This window comes from Pseudoalteromonas sp. ATL1, from assembly GCF_058933015.1.
In genome coordinates this window covers 785,946-806,231 of sequence record NZ_JBZYXL010000002.1, presented here as the reverse complement: position 1 = coordinate 806,231, position 20,286 = coordinate 785,946, and the positions used below count along the sequence as shown (strand labels likewise).

At 38.9% G+C, this 20,286-nt stretch carries 17 protein-coding genes; 10 read left to right on the top strand and 7 right to left on the bottom strand.

Features of this window, described 5'->3' with window-relative positions; all coding sequences use genetic code 11:
• Positions 1-3 precede the first annotated feature (3 nt).
• A complete protein-coding gene (locus tag AC5FX4_RS21560) occupies positions 4-228 on the top strand; it encodes a Y-family DNA polymerase (RefSeq protein ID WP_493608472.1) in 225 nt (74 codons plus the stop codon).
• Positions 209-1,249, top strand: coding sequence for a DUF4113 domain-containing protein (locus AC5FX4_RS21555; protein WP_493608772.1), 1,041 nt, complete (start codon positions 209-211; stop codon positions 1,247-1,249). Before AC5FX4_RS21560 ends, AC5FX4_RS21555 begins: the two co-directional genes overlap by 20 nt.
• Positions 1,250-1,469: 220 nt before the next feature.
• On the opposite strand, the gene AC5FX4_RS21550 is transcribed toward AC5FX4_RS21555, so the two are convergent.
• Positions 1,470-1,631 (bottom strand): hypothetical protein, encoded by a 162-nt coding sequence (locus AC5FX4_RS21550; protein ID WP_493608471.1) that lies wholly within the window; start codon positions 1,629-1,631, stop codon positions 1,470-1,472.
• Positions 1,632-2,216: 585 nt separating this feature from the next.
• Between AC5FX4_RS21550 and AC5FX4_RS21545 the strand changes: the two genes are divergently transcribed.
• The 6 genes from AC5FX4_RS21545 (at position 2,217) to AC5FX4_RS21520 (ending at position 12,682) form a co-directional block, all read left to right on the top strand.
• The gene (locus AC5FX4_RS21545; protein WP_493608470.1) at positions 2,217-4,625 is read left to right on the top strand and encodes a phospholipase D-like domain-containing protein; all 2,409 of its coding nucleotides are present in this window, start codon (positions 2,217-2,219) and stop codon (positions 4,623-4,625) included.
• Positions 4,626-4,848: 223 nt separating this feature from the next.
• Positions 4,849-6,516, top strand: coding sequence for a hypothetical protein (locus AC5FX4_RS21540; protein ID WP_493608469.1), 1,668 nt, complete (start codon positions 4,849-4,851; stop codon positions 6,514-6,516).
• Positions 6,517-6,529: 13 nt separating this feature from the next.
• Positions 6,530-7,579, top strand: a complete 1,050-nt coding sequence (locus tag AC5FX4_RS21535) for a hypothetical protein (protein WP_493608468.1) — start codon at positions 6,530-6,532, stop codon at positions 7,577-7,579.
• Between the two features lie 693 nt (positions 7,580-8,272).
• Positions 8,273-10,540, top strand: a complete 2,268-nt coding sequence (locus AC5FX4_RS21530; protein ID WP_493608467.1) for an amidohydrolase family protein — start codon at positions 8,273-8,275, stop codon at positions 10,538-10,540.
• A gap of 373 nt (positions 10,541-10,913) precedes the next feature.
• A complete protein-coding gene (locus tag AC5FX4_RS21525; RefSeq protein ID WP_493608466.1) occupies positions 10,914-11,831 on the top strand; it encodes a lipase family alpha/beta hydrolase in 918 nt (305 codons plus the stop codon).
• Positions 11,828-12,682 carry a lipase secretion chaperone gene (locus AC5FX4_RS21520; RefSeq protein WP_493608465.1) on the top strand — a complete coding sequence of 285 codons (855 nt, stop codon included), beginning with the start codon at positions 11,828-11,830 and terminating at the stop codon, positions 12,680-12,682. Before AC5FX4_RS21525 ends, AC5FX4_RS21520 begins: the two co-directional genes overlap by 4 nt.
• Positions 12,683-12,894: 212 nt before the next feature.
• On the opposite strand, the gene AC5FX4_RS21515 is transcribed toward AC5FX4_RS21520, so the two are convergent.
• The 4 genes from AC5FX4_RS21515 to AC5FX4_RS21500 form a co-directional block, all read right to left on the bottom strand.
• Positions 12,895-13,875 carry a hypothetical protein gene (locus AC5FX4_RS21515; RefSeq protein ID WP_493608464.1) on the bottom strand — a complete coding sequence of 327 codons (981 nt, stop codon included), beginning with the start codon at positions 13,873-13,875 and terminating at the stop codon, positions 12,895-12,897.
• A 137-nt stretch (positions 13,876-14,012) separates the two neighbouring features.
• Positions 14,013-14,444: a styrene oxide isomerase gene (locus AC5FX4_RS21510; RefSeq protein ID WP_493608463.1), complete on the bottom strand. Its 432-nt coding sequence runs from the start codon at positions 14,442-14,444 to the stop codon at positions 14,013-14,015.
• Between the two features lie 182 nt (positions 14,445-14,626).
• A complete protein-coding gene (locus AC5FX4_RS21505) occupies positions 14,627-15,211 on the bottom strand; it encodes a Crp/Fnr family transcriptional regulator (RefSeq protein WP_493608462.1) in 585 nt (194 codons plus the stop codon).
• Positions 15,212-15,470: 259 nt separating this feature from the next.
• Positions 15,471-16,340, bottom strand: a complete 870-nt coding sequence (locus AC5FX4_RS21500) for a TolB family protein (protein WP_493608461.1) — start codon at positions 16,338-16,340, stop codon at positions 15,471-15,473.
• 401 nt (positions 16,341-16,741) lie between these two features.
• Between AC5FX4_RS21500 and AC5FX4_RS21495 the strand changes: the two genes are divergently transcribed.
• Positions 16,742-17,266 carry a cytochrome b gene (locus AC5FX4_RS21495; RefSeq protein ID WP_493608460.1) on the top strand — a complete coding sequence of 175 codons (525 nt, stop codon included), beginning with the start codon at positions 16,742-16,744 and terminating at the stop codon, positions 17,264-17,266.
• A gap of 17 nt (positions 17,267-17,283) precedes the next feature.
• Here AC5FX4_RS21495 and AC5FX4_RS21490 read toward each other — a convergent pair whose 3' ends face one another.
• Complete coding sequence (locus tag AC5FX4_RS21490) at positions 17,284-17,649, bottom strand: cupin domain-containing protein (protein ID WP_493608459.1); 366 nt, start codon at positions 17,647-17,649, stop codon at positions 17,284-17,286.
• A gap of 218 nt (positions 17,650-17,867) precedes the next feature.
• Here AC5FX4_RS21490 and AC5FX4_RS21485 point away from each other — a divergent pair, with 218 nt between their 5' ends.
• Entirely contained in the window at positions 17,868-18,533 is a 666-nt protein-coding gene (locus AC5FX4_RS21485) for a cytochrome b (RefSeq protein WP_493608458.1), read from the top strand.
• Between the two features lie 53 nt (positions 18,534-18,586).
• Here AC5FX4_RS21485 and AC5FX4_RS21480 read toward each other — a convergent pair whose 3' ends face one another.
• Entirely contained in the window at positions 18,587-19,411 is an 825-nt protein-coding gene (locus tag AC5FX4_RS21480) for an RNA polymerase sigma factor (RefSeq protein ID WP_493608457.1), read from the bottom strand.
• Between the last annotated feature and the right edge of the window lie 875 nt (positions 19,412-20,286).

Sequence of the window (20,286 nt, the reverse complement as noted above, 5' to 3'; positions counted from 1 at the left end):
TAGTTGTTCGCATTAATTGACGGAATAAACTTTTATGCAAGCTGTGAGCAGGTGTTCAGACCTGATATTCGCTTATCAGGATGTTGCGTTTTGTCTAACAACGATGGCTGCGTTGTTGCCCTTAACCGTCGCGCTAAAGATGCTGGGATAAAAAATTTGAGCCTTACTTCAAACAAAAACATATTATTGATAAGCATAAAATCCACGTATTTTCGAGCAACTGTATAAAATCTACGGTGATTTGTCTGCCAAGATGATGACTATTATCGGGGAGTATGTCGATAAACAATTTATTTATTCAATCGACGAAAGTTTCATTTTCAAGCATAAAGTCAATGACTGGTTTGACCATGCAACTGCCATTCGAAGAAGGATCTGGAAAGAGCTTAGACTTCCTGTTGGGGTTGGCTCTAATTTAACTCTATGCAAACTTGCAAACCACTGCGCCAAAAAGGTTGACGGCTATAAAGGCATTGCAGTAATCAAAGATGAATGCTCACGCAAAAAAATGCTAACACAATGTGGTGTAGAAGATGTTTGGGGGATTGGCCGAAAACTAAGTCAAAAGTTCAAAGCGCTGGGGGTGAATTCTGCACTCGAACTCAGCCTATACCCGCCCATGCTTGCACGCCAAATTTTCAATGTCAATGTCGAAAGAACCATAAGAGAACTGAATGGAGAGCGGTGCCTATCATGGGAAGACAGTATAGAGAGGAAAAAACAAATTTGCTCAACGAGAGCTTTCGGACAACAAGTGGTTTGTAAAGATGATCTTAAACAAGCATTAATCAACCACGCAGTCAGAGTTGTGCAAAAGGCAAGAAGACAGAAATCTCATATCAGCCACTTATTAGTGTTTGCCAGTTCATGCCCATTCGATAAGAATCAACGCCCATTTAACGCTTCGGTTACACTAAGCTTCCCTGAGCCAGTAAATGATCCAATACTCATCGCCCAAAAAATCAATGGCTGTATAAATCAAATCTTCCATCAGGGTATTAGCTATAAACGTTGTGGTGTTCGGGCGCTAGAGCTGATAAATTCTGAAAATATGCAGCTAGACTTGCTTTCCCCTGATCCAAACAATCACGACCTTACTGGCACACTCGATTCGATAAACCATCGTTTTGGGAAAGGTACAGTTAAACTAGGAAGCCAAGTTTCTAGCAAAACTTGGGAAATGAAGAGAGAATTCCTCTCTCCAGCATATACGACAAAATGGTCAGACATACCAAAAATCCAGTGTTGATATATGCACCTCACTGGTTCGTATAGGGTCTGGTTTACACTCTCAGTTCGCGTAGGGTCGGATATCAAAGTACCGCGAACCAGTTAAAGATGGTTTAACACTGGTTCGCGTGAGGCGTACTTAATTCAAACTAAATACCCAACGCGGAAACTTGAGGGTAGAAATGGAATCCGATAAATTTTATACATAACATCAATAAACAAAACACTCTAGCAGCAGTTTAAGGTTTGTTTTCATTTCTTGGCCAGCATATTTTAATAGTTACTCGTGATTCATCGTTAGACTCAATATCCAAAGTTCCTCCAAAATGCTCTAGAGTTTTTCTGCAAATAATTAATTCAATGTCATGCTTGCCTGTCTCATCACGAGACTTCTTCGACATTTAATTCACCTAATACTGCTATGAAATAATCATAACATTCTCTAATTAGGTGGCCAAAATCACTATGCCACTACATTCTATATTCCCTTATCAATTCGTATTCTGTTTAGGAAATAGGGTTGAACTACAAAAGCGGTAAAAAACGCCCACTCATAACACTTAAATTTTTGATTATATTGATTTTAGATGTGACCTTTTTTTATTCAGAAACATTACCTAAAAGCGCGGAAAGCCCCTTACTTCTAGTGAGGGGCTTTCCGCGCTTTTAGGTAAAAAATATATGCCCTAAGAAATACTCTATCGAAAACTATTTAATCTTGAAGTCATATAAATCTACTACACGACCTTGTCTCATTACCTCCATTGCTGTGCGGCCAGCAAAAAAAGGATGGTTATTTGGCTTATGTATTTGCAACAGAGCCATATGTAATACTGTGTAATAGATATTTATTCTAGATCAAGCTACAGTCGCTTGAAATTTAGCTACTCCATTTTTTAATTACAAATATTTTATTACTAGCTTATTAACACGCCAGTGTTGGTACTGGATGTACCCCTTAGTCAACTAAATCACAAGGACATGCAATGCACATCTCATCTTACTTAAAGACTATAATCCTTATTATTGTATTATGGTCGACAACGGAAAATGTATTCGCCTCTTCAAATGATTGTGAAGAATATAAATCAAGCAACAAAAGTTACGGTGTACCTCTTGTAGCACTCAAGTGCTCTAAATCAGGAGCTGTATTCAATATTTTCAATGACAGCCGTTACACCCATTTTTATAAAGGAACATGTATAGGACCAATTAGAAACGTAGATGGCTTTCCAGTTTGTGAAAGAGAAGGTGAGCCACCTGGAAGCTATCATAATTTATGCTCTCCCGCCGTGTTTGATAGGAATACTCTTACTCTCAAAGCGCTCTGTGAACAAACAAACTCGACGGGGTACTCCGTACGAAACGATGATGGCGGATTTGGATACCATAAAACCCGTTATTTTAAATACAATGAATTTGATACTAGGGGGTGTAAATATATTTTTGTTAAAAAAGCTACTGGTGTCTTAACTTGCGACAACCTCCCATGGGACGTTGCATCCCATATGCAGGCTGAATACTCCGTAGAAGAGTCCAAAGGCTTATTAAGCTATTTGCCGATAACAGAGTCTACAAAAGTAGAACTGTATAGTGTCCCAGAGTCGGGGAGCAAACCTGTTGACAGATACCTTGCCAAGTTCCGAGAGCTTATAGCATCCACTCAGTCTCACCTGACCATTGCAACTTTATGGGCTTACGAATACTCCACTCAAACCACCATACTACGTGAAGAACTAAAAAAGCTTGCGGAGAGAGCCAATGAACAGAAATCTCCTATATTTGTTCGGTTGTTATATTCCAATGCAGGTGACATAGGCCCAGAAAATATAGATGCGGTTTACCGATTTATTAAGCCAGATAATATGGGAGAGTATTTTAACCTGTACGTATATAAATTCGACTCCACAATTGAAGCTTACGCTGCCAATCACGCTAAATTAGTAGCTGTGGATTCCGCAAAACTACTTGTTGGTGGAATAAATTTCGTAAGAGATGACTACTTAGGAATCCATAAATACGAAGGTATGCCTGTTAATGACCTTTCCCTCTACATCGAACAAAACGGTATTGGATTCTTTGGACATAATTATGTAACACGGCTTCTATCAAAGAGCGACGACTGGCCAAATCATTGGAATTTGAATGGCGGCTCTGTAAGCTATCGCGACTCTCTTGTTGACTTTCCAAATAACGATTCAGTAAACCTTTCTGATGAAGTGGAGGGAGGAGACTATATCCTTGGCGTAGGAAAAACTCAAAGCTCGAATGCTGCGAACCCTAATATCGGGAAGGCCGCTATGTTTCGAATTATGGACCTAGCAAAAAAGGAAATCAACATCACTCAACAATCAATTTTGCATTTCTCTCATTCAGATATTTCTAAGGAAACTTGTGGGAAGATTGGCGATGCTCTCAAACGAGGCGTAAAAGTAAATGTACTGCTGTCTACTCTTAAAGATGATGTGAATATCGATTATACGGCGCACTCAGGGAAGAATAATAAAAAGCTAATAGAGTGTATCATTAATAATACCCCAGACTATGATTCTATCACTGGGAACCTAGCAATACGTCACCTTCATAACCCTGACTTATCGTTCGGATTACTTCATGCAAAGACTGTTAACGTTGATAACAAGTACACTTATGTTGGCTCTCACAACCTCTACTATGATAATCATGGAGAATATGGAGTCATCATCTCCAACAATATGGTTTCCAATAAATTCAAAGGTGACTTTTTTAAGCCTCTTTGGAAGCAATCAACAAGTGCGATTGCCGCAAGAAGAACTTTAGATTCAACTGAATTGAACTCTGAGCGCGAAGGTGTGTGGATTGGCGATACTGGAAGAAATGTTGATCATTCTGGAAATGTAAAATACCAGTTGAATATAGATAAGATAACCACTTTAACTATAAATCTCACATCTACTATAGACACTTATCTATACCTTATAGAGGTAGATCCGGTTACAAAGGAACATATAGTCGTAGCTAAGAATGATGATGGAGGTGAAGGATCAAACTCTAAGATTGAACAGCGGCTCAGCCCTGGTCAATATTACTTAGTCGCCGCTACCTTTAGTGATAATCAGCACGGAAATTTCAACTTATCGATTACCGAGAAGCAGGCTGACGATATATCATTGGATGACTTCAAGAAGGTTGATTCTTCAGTAGGGTGTGGTTCTGGCTTCAACTTAGCTACAGTTCAAGACGTAGAAAAAATCGGAATCGCTAATATTTGCAGAAGTATATTTACCGGCCCTTGGGATATTGCATGGCTCCAAGATAGGTTTGCTGTAAAAGGTGATGGTTACGGCTGCATATATAGAACCAAGCAAACGCCATCTGACTTTATTCACAACGATCTTTGCGTTGCAAGCAAATAGCGCAAACTTACCAATATATTATGCAAGATATCCCGTCCTTCAGGGCGGGGTAGATGATCTTCCCCTTGTAATATAATGTAATATATTTTTTCCAATAACTTGATAAGCTATAGCCATTCGCTGTGTTTACGGGTCTATAGGTTGTTTGAAAAAACACTCTTAAATAAACCCCTATTCATAATGAATGATTAACTTAAAACCATAATAGAATGGAGGCTACAGCTTGATAAAAAATAAAACTTCATTATTACTCTTGATTTCATTTTTGACAACTATGAGTTTAAGCACGTTTTCTTATGCTAACGATTTTGTCATAGGTATTGGTGATGGTGTTTGCCCACCAAATTATTCAATTGCTACGCGTTCTGATATAGAAAGCAATGAGTCAACTGTTCAGAAGCTATTAGATTTTTGGCAAATATCTAGAGTAAGCGATGATGATCCACTATTGGGCTATCAAGGGTTGGGTCATGGGTATGGGTTTACACGTATCCAAGGAACAGATTCCACAGTTTGCAGAAGTAGTGGTGACTCTACTCCACCTGATAGAGGGACTATTATCATTGGAATGGGTGATGGCGTATGTCCAGCAAATTATTCAATAGCTACACGTTCTGATGTTGAAAGAAATAAATCTACTGTCCAGCAGTTACTAGGCTTTTGGCAAATATCTAGAGTAAGTGATGATGATCCACTATTGGGCTATCAAGGATTGGGTCATGGGTATGGGTTTACGCGTATCCAAGGAACAGATTCTACAATTTGCATATTAGGTGGTAATGATACTCCTCCACCTAAGAGACGTAACTTGTCATCTAATTCTTTTTTAGTTTCGAGTGATTCATGCCCTGAAAACTATAGACTGGCGTCGGTGAATGATGTGGAACACATTGGTATAAACCAAATTTGTGATAACGTTTTTACAGGTTACTGGGACATCGCTTGGTTAACAGAGCGATTTGCTGTAAAGGGTAACGGATATGGGTGTTTGTATAGAACAAAGCAGACTCCGTCAAATTATATAAATGACAATTTATGTGTCAGTATGGACGTTAATAATACAGACTTTAGTATACGGCCTCTAAAGTTGTCATTAGTGGATGCTTTGGTCACAGAGCGGTTAAAAGACTATGGTGGAAGATATTGCCCCAAAGGCACCACATTATTAACACATAAAGATTTTGAAAAAGAAGAACTGTTAAACAAATTGTCTTCTTTGTTTAACGAGCACCCAAATGTTAAGAAGGCTGTCATTTCTAATAATTACTACGTAAATAGTAACGAACTCACTCCAAACAATGGAAATATAAAAAACTCTGTTGAATACACTCATGCTATCTGTAAGGAAATCACCGAAATTCCTTTAAACGTTACAAACATTAAATCTACACGCCTTTCTACTACGCAAGGTACAGAAACGTTAGGGAATGGGGTCAGGGTAAACAAATTTATTTTTTATGATTTAGATATTCCGTTAAATATGTCGCAAGAAAACCTCAATCTTGTTACTTCATTAGAAGATGGAGCTAAACAGAATGAATTGAATGAAGGTTTATATATTTATGTATTTAGAACGAAAGATAATCGAATTTTAATTCGACCATGCGATGAAGGTAGGCCAGGTTGTAGTGATGCAAATCGTTATCCAGATAATATTAAACCTAATAATCAAGGATATGATCACGTACGGCATTCTCAACTGAATGGCGGCTGGGAGGATGTATGGTGTTCAGGATTTATCAAAATAGGCCCTCACAGCATTATTGAAGGTATTAATAATGATTCAGGCCATTTTATAGAAAGAGGAGAGGGAAGAACACCTAACTTTTATCAGGGATGCGCAAACTATGTAAAGGAAGAGTTGATGCATCGAAAATTTAATTTCAAATAATATAGGGATGAAAATGAATAACATCTTAATTGCTTTATTGATGACTGTGAGCTTAGGTGTTTCTGCGGGATTAACCACGGATGACTTTAAAGTAGTCGATGAGGATTCTTCATGCGGTGTCGGTTATAAAATAGCGACCGTATCTGATGTTGAAAGTATAGGGAAGCATCAAATATGTTGGAATGTTTTTCCAAGTTCTTATTCTATTGCTTGGCTTCACGATATGTACGCCCTTAAGGGCAGCGGATACAATTGTGTGTTCAGAACAAAAAGAACTCCAAGTGATCATATTGGGAAAAATTTGTGTGTCAAAGTTCAATCTAGTGATGACTTAGGCGGTCCATATTTCCTAACCGGAGCGAGTTCTTTCCAACAAGTCACTTTAGCAGCTAACGCAGCAAAACTCGCTGAATTTGGTAGTTTTTTTGATAGGGGCTTATTTCTGACATCTGTTGAGCCCTTATCCAAGTCTATGGTTACTAACTATTTTAATAAGCTTAATGAAACCGAAATTACATCTACGTATGTTGTTAAAAATGGTCAAGTATATGTTGGGGTGTGGGATTTTTCTAAATACAACGGAAGTATAGATTTAAGCAATTGTGATATTGCTCGTGCCAATGACTATCGTAATGGGCTGTTAATTAATATTGCTATAGAAAATTCTCGTAAAGATAACTGTTTAATTCGTCCCTATAAAGGAAAGGAGTTAATGATACGAGATGCAATTAGCAAACACTTTCTTTTGGCACAAACAGGCGCAAAACTTTCTAATTTTGTTCCGAAAGAATGGGTTAAAAAAAGTGTTGATTATGCCGGTGAAATTAAGATTAGCAAGTTTGGTAACAGCTTTAGTTACAAAATAAATGCTAATAGCGGAACATTTAGACCCAAACCAGGGCAGATCACATGTGATGAAAACGATACTACTTATCTACGGCGTGTAGGAGAAATGTTTGTAGACATATTACACCAACCGCCGACTCATCTTCAACTTGTTAATAGAGATGGAGGATTTACAGACATTCCTTTCGAAGATCAAGGTCACTGCTCAGGTCATTGATTCCCTCCAGCCATATAAAAAGCCACTCAGATAGTGGCTTTTTAGGTGCTCTATAACAATTTGCAATTATGCCTGTATAGCTTATCTCAGCAGATGTAATTTGATTTAACTTAGAAATCCCAACAACTAATGCGAATAATGCACCCCAAAGCGCCCCTTTTTTAGCTTATACATATTTAAAGCATCATCAACCATCTGAACATCAAGTTGTTCAAAATCAAATTCACACTCTAAATCACCAAAAAGCATAGGAGCAACAAAGCCTAGGGCGAATAACAAGAACAAAACTGAAAATGAATCGCCCCGAGTTCATCGGAGACCATTTTGTTTAAGTCAGGCGACTTTACCTGGTGTGTCCGCTTTCGCCGGCTTTGTTGACTCACAGACTTGCTTTGTCTTAATGGAATTGAAGGTATTCGAACTTGCCTGAACTGGTTAATCACCTGGTTTGCAAAAGGTGCACTTAAATCGAACTAAGTTTGGGTCATTGGTTGAGTAACGGTGCGACTTCCTTTTGAATAGGAATCAAAATCGGATTTAGAAATATAACCGAACCTTGAAAGTTGAGAATTACTGAAAATTTTCATCATAATTCTCAACTTTTCACTTAAATACGTTATGAATTTCAAATATAGCCCTCAAGCCCTAACAAATAAGGTTTTTCTCAAGAATTAGTTAATTAAAAGTGTAACGGTGAATAACGATGTGATCACGGTTGACGACAGCAAAAAATTTGAGATAAAGCACGAAGACAAACCAGCGGTTTTGGTTGTTGATGGCATCATCAAAAAGGTAGGGCATAAAGATATAGTCAAAGACATAATTCAAGAAAGTTACCTAGATGCCACAAAATACAATGTTAAATATATTGATTTAAAAGAAAGAACGCTAATGCCTGGTTTTATTGAGCCACATGCGCATTTACAGATCACAGCACAGGCTGGCATGGTGAAAAATTTGATGCCTTGCTTGCCTACCAAATATCAGCAAAAGTTAGATACTGATTACGGCTGGTTTTATTACCCGAAGGATGAAAATGGCCAATCTTCCGCTTGTTATTTGTATTTAGATGAAGCCATTGCTAGCGTGGCACAGGGTTCGCTGGTGAATGGCTGGCTGGTGGGTAATGGTTTAGACCCATCGCGTATGGTGCAAAAGGAATTTGCTGATTTGAGTTTCGATGAACGCCTCAATAAAAATAAAGCGTTTTTAAACTTTCCTATGTCTTATATCAAAGACGAAGCGGGTCGGCCTATCACCGACAAGCCCGTATTTATGTTCGATCAATCAGGTCACCTAGCTTATGCCAATATGAGGGCGTTTGAAAAGTCGGGATTTTGTGATGCCAAAGTGTCGCCTGCCCAGATTGCTGAGCTTCCAACAGAGCTACAAGAAAAAGTACATCAAGTTTATGGTGAATCGACGGGCGATATCACGCTAGGATGCTATGCAACTCAAGAAAAAATGGCACTTAATCAACAAGTTTTAAGCCAACTATGTTTTGACGATGGGGCTGTTGGCATAACAGCCAAGAAAAAAGGTGAAGAAAACGGGCTATGGCAATATTCCGGCTTAATTAAAGAGTCGAGTGCTTTTATGATGTTTGTTAATGCGATAATGTCAAGCACGCCCACTGCAAGAATTAATGTTCGTGGCATGGTCAAACATGGCATGGCAAAGAGTTCAAATGTTAGCTGTCCATTGGTAAGTCATAGTGTAAAAAGTTATACCTCTGACAGTGAAAGTGGCAAGCTCCTGAGTACCATGAAATACATCCTCAATACCTCATCACAACAAGGTGTCACCATGTTTGTAGAAGGCGGTACAACGCCTGATATGAAGAGCAACTATACAAAATTGGTTGATAACGGTGACGCTTATACGCGTATTCGCTCACTTTACGATTGGCGAGAATTTAATGAACACGCTACTCGTGTGCCATTGGAGGATGAACAATATCAAGGTATGTTTTCCGCAGAGGGTATTAAGCTATTGTCAGATGGTTCAACGCAAGGCTGCAGTGCAAACCTGATGGGGGTTTATAGCGAAAGTGGGCTTTGCGAAGCATTTGGCAAAGGCCATGAAGACTATAATCAAGCTCAGATTGAAACCAACTTGCAGAGGTTTGCCGATTGCGGTTGGTATTTCAATATTCATGCAAATGGCGATCAAGCCATTACGGATTCCGTTGGCGCTTTAATCGCTATGAACGCGAGGTTAAGTGACGCCAATAATCAAGATATAGCTTGCAATAACCTTAAGAAACAAACCGACTTTAGCGAGCTACATCATACTATTATCCACTCGACGGTGAGTCATAAGCAAGGTGATAAAAAGCCAATTTCTTACCCGAGCACGATACAAACTTATCTTGATGCTCGAGAACAATTACCTCATTTATCTCCAAGTCACTTGATTGCGCATGTTGCTTATTGGGGAGCGTCGATGAAAAATGAACTTGGTACGGAGCGTGGTGATAATATTGATCCTATGGGCGATGAAAAACGCGCTGGGATCCCTTTTTCAATGCACAGTGATTTAAGTATCAGTCCACTGTTTCCACTTTGGTTTATTGAGCAAGCAGTGACACGTGACACGTGGGAATACCCTGTTTTAGCGAAGGAAGGGAAACCGCTTAACTCACAGCAAACGATATCAATCAAAGATGCCATTAAAGCGGTGACTTTAGTCCCTGCGCAGCAGCACAATATAGGTGACAAACTGGGATCTATAGAAGAAGGCAAGCTGGCTGATCTTATCATCTTGGATAAAAACCCTTTAGATTTCAATACGAACGTTGAAGGTTATCAACCAACAGATATTCATAGTATTAATGTTGAATGTACCTTTATCGCCGGTAAGCAAGTTGCTTGGTACGATCTTGAACTTTTACAAGATAAAAAAGAGGAGTTTAAGGACTCAAAATGTAGCTTCTTGTCTGAGCCAGCATCAGCACTTTAATCTCCCGCTTTATGGTGCTCAAAAATCTGAGCACCATATAAAAACCACTTTTCCCTGCCGAACATATTCCGTAATACACCACATCTTTTGAGTAAAAAACCTAATTCAACGAATTAAATTGAAAATTTTTTTCGTCAACCAATAGCAAAAACTAAAAATAAACATCAATTACTCAAACAAAAGAAACAAAATTAAATAATCAATTAGTTAAGACAACTTCAAACTAGCTTTTATTGAAAAAAACTGCGTTAACACTTGTTGCAAATGTTCGTTAAATACCAATGGGTAGTACAAATTTTATTCATCGAGGCTTGACCTCTGACCACCTTGCTTTATATTTTTGTTACTAAATTGTTATATTTGGAGCAAGGAAATGAAGAGAATTATACTAATAACGTTTATAGGGTTTATGTCGATTTTTGCACAAACTGCGCAATGTGATGACGAGCTGGAATATCCGATTGTGTTAGTCCATGGCTTGTTTGGCTTTGATAACTTGCTTGGTGTGGATTATTTCTATCGCATACCGTCGGCGATACAACAAGAAGGTGGGAATGTATATGTTGCTGAGGTGTCATCGGCACATAATTCAGAACTTCGAGGTGAGCAGCTGCTTGAACAGGTTGCTCTTGTCAGGGCCATTACTGGCAAAGATAAAGTCAATTTGATTGGCCATAGCCAAGGTGCACAAACCATACGCTATGTTGCTTCCGTCAAACCTGAGTGGGTGGCATCGGTCACGAGTATTGGTGGCGTAAACTGGGGTAGCCGCTTTGCTGATGTGGTACGTGGCAGTGTCGATCAAGGTTCATTCTCGGAGCAATTTTTAGCGTCGCTTGCCAATGGCTTAGCGGGGTTGATTGATTTGTTATCAGGTAAAGCAACCGCACCTAAAGATGCATTAGAGGCGCTAGGCGCTTTGACAACAGAGGGCACGGTTGCATTCAACCAAAAGTATCCAGAGGGTGTACCAAGTACTTACTGTGGGCAAGGCGATATGCTGGCCGATAACGACGTATATTACTTCTCTTGGAGTGGTGCAAAAGCATGGACCAATGTGTTTGACCCCGCAGACAACGCGCTTGCAATGTTCTCTCAAGTATTTGATGAAAAAGGCGATGGCTTAGTGTCGTCATGTTCAAGCAACTTGGGCTACGTGATTGGTAACGACTTTAAAATGAACCACCTCGATCAGGTTAATCAAACCATTGGTATTCATCACCTGTTTGAGACCGATCCAGTAACCTTGTATCGCCAGCATATCCGTCGCTTAAAGGCGCTGAGCTTATGAGATATTGGCACCTTTTTTCGCTCGTTAGTTTGGCCGCTGGGGCTCATCTCTTACTCAGTGCGTTGAATGTCACCGAGCAGAAAGCGCATCAAACTAGTATGGCTAAAGAGCTTGTCGAAACTAAGGTGCCTTTGGAAACGATAACGCCTGCAATGCCAGCCAAAGCTGCGCATTGTGGTGCGATCACCAAAGCGCATAAGCACCAAATTGATGATTGGCTGCTGGCGCTGCAAACACAAAGCAAGTTGGATGACTGGCAAGCGAACTTAAGCCGTTTACCCGTTTGCTTACATGTCATTACCAAAGATTATTTGGCTTACAAACAATCGCTGAGTGAGGTGGACGATAACTTAAACCTCCACGAGCGAATGGCAATGCTAACAACTTTGCAGGCACAGCATTTTAGCGAGCAAGTCATTGATGCGTGGTTTGCAGATGAAAACGCGTGGGATAGTAACGCGTTAACACGTTGGCAAATACTCTCCGATAAATCACTCAGCGCTGCGCAAAAAAACGTGTTAATAAGTGCTCATATCAGCCAACTCCCCGAAGGAGAAAAGCAACTAATAAACTTAGCACAAACCTTTAGCCAACTGGCAAAGCAGTGGCAAACAATGGATTACAACCAGTTGCGCGAGTCATATGGCGATGACGCAGCACAGCGACTTATGCAATTACAATCTGAACAACAGCATTGGCAACAACGTGTAGCGAATTTTAAAAAACAACGAGGTGAGATCCTTGTTCGGTTTGAAGATACGCAACAACAAGAGATGATAACCGCGCTTGCCCAATCACTGTTTAGCGATAACGAGCAAAAGCGCCTGCGCATTTTGCTTGAAGAGCAATGATTAAATAATAGGTGCTTGCACAAGTTCTGGTCGGTTAAGTGGCGAAGCTACGCTACCCGATATGGAGTGTTATCGTTTTGTTACAAGTAGACCAGGATAGATCACATTTTCGCCAGAAATTGTTGTTTAAACACGATGAGTAAAATCATTGTAGTCCTACTGTGGATTGCACCTATCTAATACAAGATATTGTGCTTAAGACAGTTTATCCATTATTTACAGTAAAAAGGGGTTTCGGTGCAAAATGACTTATCAGAACCACCAGAGATCAAACGAGATAAAGCTCTAACAGCATCTTTGAATTCTTTCTGATTACTTTCAACATGATTATGGCCTCCGACGTAAACGTTAAAGTAATCAATGTTGAATTTTCTGTTTTCACTGGTCCAATTTGGACTTATCTTATTTTTCCATTTCGAAGACTCACTGCAAGTTACGCAATTGCCTGTTAAGCAATTAATGCTTAAGCTTGGTGGGGACCATATAATAATTACTTCGTCTAAGTTAGTAATATCGGCTTTGCAAACATCGCGAGTCTCTCTAACCGTTTTATATCCTGTTTTACATCTTTCGTTGCTAGTGATTAAATCGTTTGTAATTGTTAAAGTTTGGTCGTCGAATTTAATTTCACTAGTATAATTGTTATTATCTGAAGTATCACATACATATTTTTTTCCTACTTTTGAAACATCAACGGGCGTTGTTCGCATAAAAGATTGAAATGTTCTTAGGTCATGGCGCCTTCCGTTTTCTTTATAATCATCTTTTGGCGTTTTATAAACTGATAACTTATCAAACATTTTGTTGAAGATTGTCATACGGCAAGCTCTGTCACCTTCTAAGGCTGCAGCTGTAGCGTCTTGTGTGAGGCCTTCGAACTCATTTTCTGAGTATGTAGCGCTAGCTGTACCGCCCATGTTCACTAATTTACCTGCAAGTCCTTTCAATTTTGCTGATATTTCACTGTGCAGCTTCACCTGACTTTTTTTCCCCTTGGCTTCTTGAATTGTGTCGCAAATGGATGATGCTGTCTGCTGAATTAACTTTGTCTGTTCTACATCTATATTACTTGCGTAAAGATTCGCGGCGAATAAGGTAGCTGAGAAATAGCAAAGGTATACAGGTATAGAGTTATGAGTCATTGTTTCCTCGTGACATTTAGGTTTTGTATGGCGCATTGAAGTCATTTTCATAAGTTATTATGGGCTGTTACTTAGAATGATTACAGCACATGAGTTTATAATTCCATTTTAGATTACCTTTGTAAACATTGGGCTAAGTGGCAAAGCCACGCCACCCAACAGTGCGTGCTTAACTATTTTTATTACAACTACATAAGTATCGACAATAACCCAAAAACCAAAGCTGTACAGGCTACTAGTGATAGCAGTGACCCAGTACGGACTATAACTTTAACCAAAAACTCAGTAGTGGCGGTTGCTGAAAATCCATCGCCCGCGATTGGAAGCGCTTTACTTGCCCCTGTTAGTGACGCAACCGTTATTCCCAACCAAATAAGTATAAATCCCAATGCACAACCGTAAGCTACAAAAATTTGTATAGATAAAGGTAGCGCTACCAGCGACCAGATGACACCAAAGATCATCAGAGCCATTGCACACTGAACCGCTGTTAAGTGAGCGGAAAGCGCCATCCGAGCGTTTTTTACAGATGGTATGAATGCGCCTTGTATTAAACCTCCAAGGAAAAAAACAGCGCCAATAAAGATAAGGTGTGCACCTATTTTTGTTAGTTCTATCATGGTCTTCCCCATGCATGCATGACGAAAAGCTCAGTGGTGCTATTTACACTCCTGATGTTGCGGATGCAAAGCGGGAAGTATTGTTGGTATTGGCTTTTGAATTTTTGCGAGGTATTCATCGTTAGTCTCCATTGAAAAAACATATGGTAAGCAACGAAATACTAAAATTCCTTCACCTAGATTCATTTTTTTAATTTGCTCAATGTTTGCGGGGCGATACCTAAATAAGAGGCGATATGATATGACTTAACTTGCTTAAATATAAACGGGTATTCGTCAAGTAAACGAGCATATCTTTGAGCTGCAGTCTCTGACATGAGCGAAAGTACACGCTTATATGTTGCGGAATAATATGTGTTATGCATCCAAATTCTTGCTAACTGCTCCCACTTTTTTTCTTGTGATATAAGCTTTTCAAGCTTTGCCAAAGATGTGACATAAAAAACCGAGTCTTCAAGAACTTCAAAATTAAGCATTGACCCTGTTTTTTCATAAAAGCTCACACTATCGTCCATAAAGTGGTTTAAACCATGTTTACTTTTACCGCGAAAATAGAGCTGCCAGGTATGTTCTTTGCCATTCATGTCAACAAGATATGATCTGGCTAAACCACTTTTAATAAACCATATCTCACTAAATACTTTACCCGCACGATGTACGGTTGTTCCTTTTTTGACATGTTTTATATCAAATATTTTGCAAGCACAGGCCCATTCATCATCATCGACAGGAATGTATTGCTCAATCATCTTTTTATAATATTTCATAGACTTATAGTTATTCTTTTATGTTGTGCCTGATGTTTTTATAACACACTAGAGTGCTCTACATTACAACTCTGATGATAAACCGCTAATGATAAAGCCTGCTTTGCTGTCGTGTGACTTTTCACCACTGCGAGCAATCATCATGTAATTGGGTATACTAATAGGTTGATTGGGGCATGGCTAAATTTATGTGACTTATTTAATGCAAGCTGTTCGCTCATGCCTGCCTTGCAGATATGAGCGGTATAACTGACAGTGCTTAGGGCTTTAATTTATACAGAACCTCTGCACTTACCCAATAAATATCGCCGTCAGAGTCTGTAGAATCTAGAGGCATGCGATTGAAGAAAAGGTATTTGCCATCTGGTGATACATAGCCGCCAAGTTCCGCGCCAGCTGAATTAACTTCAGCGCCAAGGTTAAGCGCTTCACCCCAAGAGCCGTCTTTATGTTTAAAGCTGACGTAGAGGTCTGAGTTACCATGACCTTCTTCTCGTTCACTATCCCAGATGAGATAAGACTCATCCGGTGCGATAAAGGGGTGGGCTGTCCATTTTCCTGAGTTGATGTGTGGCGGCAATAGTTTAGGGGGCTGTCGCTTACTATTTTTGATAGTTGATATACGCAGCACATCATTGTTTTTAGCGTCATCAAACACATAGGTGCCATTGTTTGATGAGGTTAAACGCATGATCCCATAGTCTTTTTTATCGATCATCGGGCCAATACTTTTTATCTCTGACCAGCCGTTTTCGGTCAGTGCTCTGTACTTTTTCCCTAAATGCATAATCTTGCCATCGTGGCTCACGATAGGGCGACCAACTCTTGGCCCAACTACTGATTCTTTCCATTGGTTGTTTTCGAGTTTAAAGCGCATGAGCCACCACTTGTTTGCGCCATCTTCTTTCCTTGTAAAATAGAACTCACGCATGTCAGGGGTAAATGAACCACTGAAGTCTCGTCTGTCTATTGAGACATAACCGGGCGCGAATACTTTGGCAGTCATTCCCGGTGGTGTTTGCCCAAGATAAGGCCCCGAGAGTTGCGGCTGTTGTTCTTGGCTAAAACAGCTAAAGCTGCTTGATAAAACAATACTTGATACTAACGCGAGTTTAAAAACTTTGGTCATGACTTACCTCATATTTTGACTTTGACTACTTTTGGATAGACGACAACTATGCTCTCATGTTCGCTTTTTGCATTGCTTGATGTTCGTTTGATTTTTCACTGACTTATTACTGATTTGACTTTAACTTATTGATTGTTAGTGTAATATTTTAATTGAAGGGTGTCTGATTGTGCTAGTTAGTGAAGGAACGTATGCATTGGTGGAGTAACGCATCAATGCTAGCGCAAATTGATATATGTCAGGTCGTTTTTTCATAAGAGATGCACAATAGAACTCAGTAACAGGGCGACTTAACTATCTATAAGCTTGGGTAAGCGTTCTATAAGGTCACTAAATTGTCTATATTTTAACCTTTGCTTAACTTTGCGAGGCGTAGAGTCGGCCAAAAAGGAATTGAGATTATGAATGCGCCATTAAATGAAATGAGGTTTGATTTTACTTCTCGGCTTTTGCATTGGTCGTCTGCGGTCATCATTATTTGGGCAATGATGTCGGGGTTGAGCATCGCATTTTTTGATTTTGGTGATAGCTGGCGAAAGTTGATACAAGAGTTCAATGTCTCTATTACAACTGTGTATATTCCCTTATTTTGCTGGCGGGTAGCGCATATGCTTAAGCGCTGTAAACCTAGTTATCAAAGCGCGTTGACTCCGCTGCAAGTACGCTGTGCATGTATCGCACATATACTAATTTACATACAAGTGGCTTTGGTTTTGGTTTCAGGCCTTTTAATGATGGACAGTCAGTATGATGTTTTTGGTCTTATCGTGTTTGAGCCCATCATTAGCGAAGCACCTGTGCAACGGGCTTTTGCAAAGTTACATCACTATGGCAATTATCTACTACTCGTTTTGGTGATTGGACATGTGCTAGCTGTGATTAAACATCAACTAGCAGGGCGAGCGATTTTAAAAAGAATGCTCTGACAAAATGGCTTTGCAGGTTAAATCCATACGTCGTTTTGTGCAGTGAGTTCACCGCCTGCGTCACCGGTATTTACCACGTTGTTTGGTTCAATGATCATGACTTTGCATTCTTGTTCTGCAAATGGCTTGTGCTCAACGCCTTTGGGCACAACGTACATTTCACCTTGAGATAGCGTGATTGTTTTGTCACGAAATGCGATGTTCAAAGTGCCTTCAATGACCAAAAACACTTCATCAGTATCTTTATGACCATGCCAAGTGAACTCGCCCTGTAATTTTGCTAATTTGAATTGATAGTCGTTCATTTGTGCGATGACTTTCGGTGACCAATGTTCTGTGAATTTTGAAAACTTGTCTTCGAGGTTTATCTTCCCTTGCTGCATCACTTTCTCCGGCTAAAAATATAATGTAGGTGTCAATTTTATTAACAAATCAGTTTTATTATATAGCATGTTTTTACCGCCAAAGACAATTGTTAGATAAATTAAGATAATCATGGCATATATCAAATTTGGATTATATATAATGATAAATTGTGTGGATTTCTGTCATTTTTTAGCATCGTTTTTGTCAAATAGTGGGATGCTACTTAAAAGGAGAAGTGCTTTCCCAAGTAGCTGATTCTTTGAGTTTAGTTATTTTTAATGGAACGATGAAGGCTATGAGGTATACAGTAAACACGCGGGTCGATATCAATGAACTTAAAGCGACGAATAGTTTCAGTGATGAGAATTGTGATAGGGAGCTCAGTGAAAGCGTTATATTTGAAAAGTATCAACCTATTCAAAAGTTTTTTCATTGGGTTTCGGCGGTTGTAATATTGTGGGCAACAATTTCTGGTTTTTCGGTCGCATTCGGTATGTTTTCTGAAGATTATAAAAATATAATTGGAAATTTTAATGTGGCCTTAACTCTGATTTTTATACCGTTTTTTATAATAAGAGTAATTGCGTGCATTTTTTTAGGCAAGCCAAAAGATAGTCGATTTTCAAAGAAGCAAACTAAGCTGGCATGTTTTGCTCATTTACTAATCTATCTGTCCATTTCTTTTGTTCTAATTAGCGGCTTACTTATGATGGAAAGAAATGTAAATTTTGGGATTTATTATACCTTTGAGCCTGTTTTAAATTCTGGTTATTATACGGCGCTATTTCTTGAATTGCATCGATATAGCTGTGCTGTACTCGCCTCTTTCATCTTTGTGCACATACTGGCTGTTTTTTACCATCACAGTAAAGGTGTGAATGTGGTCAGTAAAATGTTTTAACTATATATAACTAATTTATATATCATATTTTTAAAGCTCATTGACTATAGACGTTATGGGCTTATTTCGCTCAAGTCGATTGAACTAGTTTGGCTTACTCTTATTCGTTCTTCAATAAGGTTTATTTTGCCAATATAATCTTTTGCCTTTTGCCATTTCTCTTTATTAAAGCCATTATACGTACTTTTTGAGTTGTGCACACATGCGCGAGTTTCTCTGATAGTGATGTTTGTTTTGCATTGACAGATAGACACTTGCCTGTAATGGTCTGATATAAACTCTACCACAACTTTGCGAGCCCTAGACAAACGTTGTCGATAATTTGCTGTGCTAATGTTTAGGATATTCGCCGCCTCTTGTTGCTCAATGTCAAAAATCTCCCCGAGTAAATACGCTTCTCGGGCTTTAATGTCTAAACATTCGATCATCGCAATGCTGCAAGAGATGCTAAATTCTTCTAATGCTCTTTGATAGTGCGGGGTATCAGACTCTTGGCAATACTCTTGCTCTAAAGTTTCATGAATATTTTCATAAAGATTGTCATGGCGAATTTCTAGTTCGGCTCGTTTTTTATCTCTCATTGTTATTAGTGAATTTATAGCAATTCTATATACCCAGGTTGAAAACTTAGACTCACCTCTGAAATTGTTTAGGTTTCTAAATACTTTAAGTGCAATCTCTTGGCGCGCCTCCTCAGCTTCATCTGGATCATTTAAAAAACGGTATGCGATGGTGTATGCGTGCTTGCTCAGCTTACTAAACAACGCTTCTGTTGCTGCTTTATTGCCTTTTTTAGCTTCAACAACGAGCAAATCTAGCTCTTCATTGTGATTATATGATGCATGTTTAATTCGCCATTTACTACTTTCTTTTTTCATTTTAAACCTAAATAAATCGCAATAATGTTGCTGCTATTGTTGTCTGTATGCTTCTAATTTTTACTTATTTTTAGAGGCTTTCAAAAGGTTTTTATCTTTCTTGCTTTGTTTTTAAATGATTAATTATTCTTCTTTGTTTTGTGATTTCATAATGTTGCCTTTTAATTATTTCAAAAATGGGAAGGTTGTGTTTATTTTTTGAATTATTGTTTGTCACACACGTGTTTTTTATATGTCTAATTGTTCGAAAGAATGTTCTTTATTGCTCCTATATGCTGTGCAAACTGTGGGTTTGCCATAGATTTTATATTTTTTGGCAATAAATAATGAAAAAGTCGTGAAGCAGAAAGCATGCAGGAATAAAAACGGTGAGGGCTGTTTTTTACTCACTTATTCTAAATTTCGGGTGAGCATTTTCATGTTTTATTTCGGTGAAATACCTCCATTCTGAGTGCTGCGGGTACATGTCAGTGTACTAACAAAAAGGTGGCTAGGCTTTACGATTAGTCATGCTGTGTAACATCAAAACGAGACGCAAGATAAATGGCTTTATGAATAAATTCATTGGTTTAAAAAGGGGAGTAGTTATGTAAGTTGCAGTTGAATAACGCTTATCAGAGTTAATTCCAGCATTTAATGGGGGCAGCTTTATCTCAAATGAGGTGTTGGTGAGAGAGGCTTGATTGGGTCTCGTTTTAAAGGGAAGGTGCCATGTCACGCTCAATTGCGCTTGAACTTCTTAATCTGTCAACAGGCTATGAATTCTGATCTGCGATCACTTGCTAGAGTTTGGTGACGCAAAAATTGTCTTTTGTGCTATCAAATTTGGCTTTTTATTAAATGGATGATTATTTAAAAACAAGTTAGAGAACAAT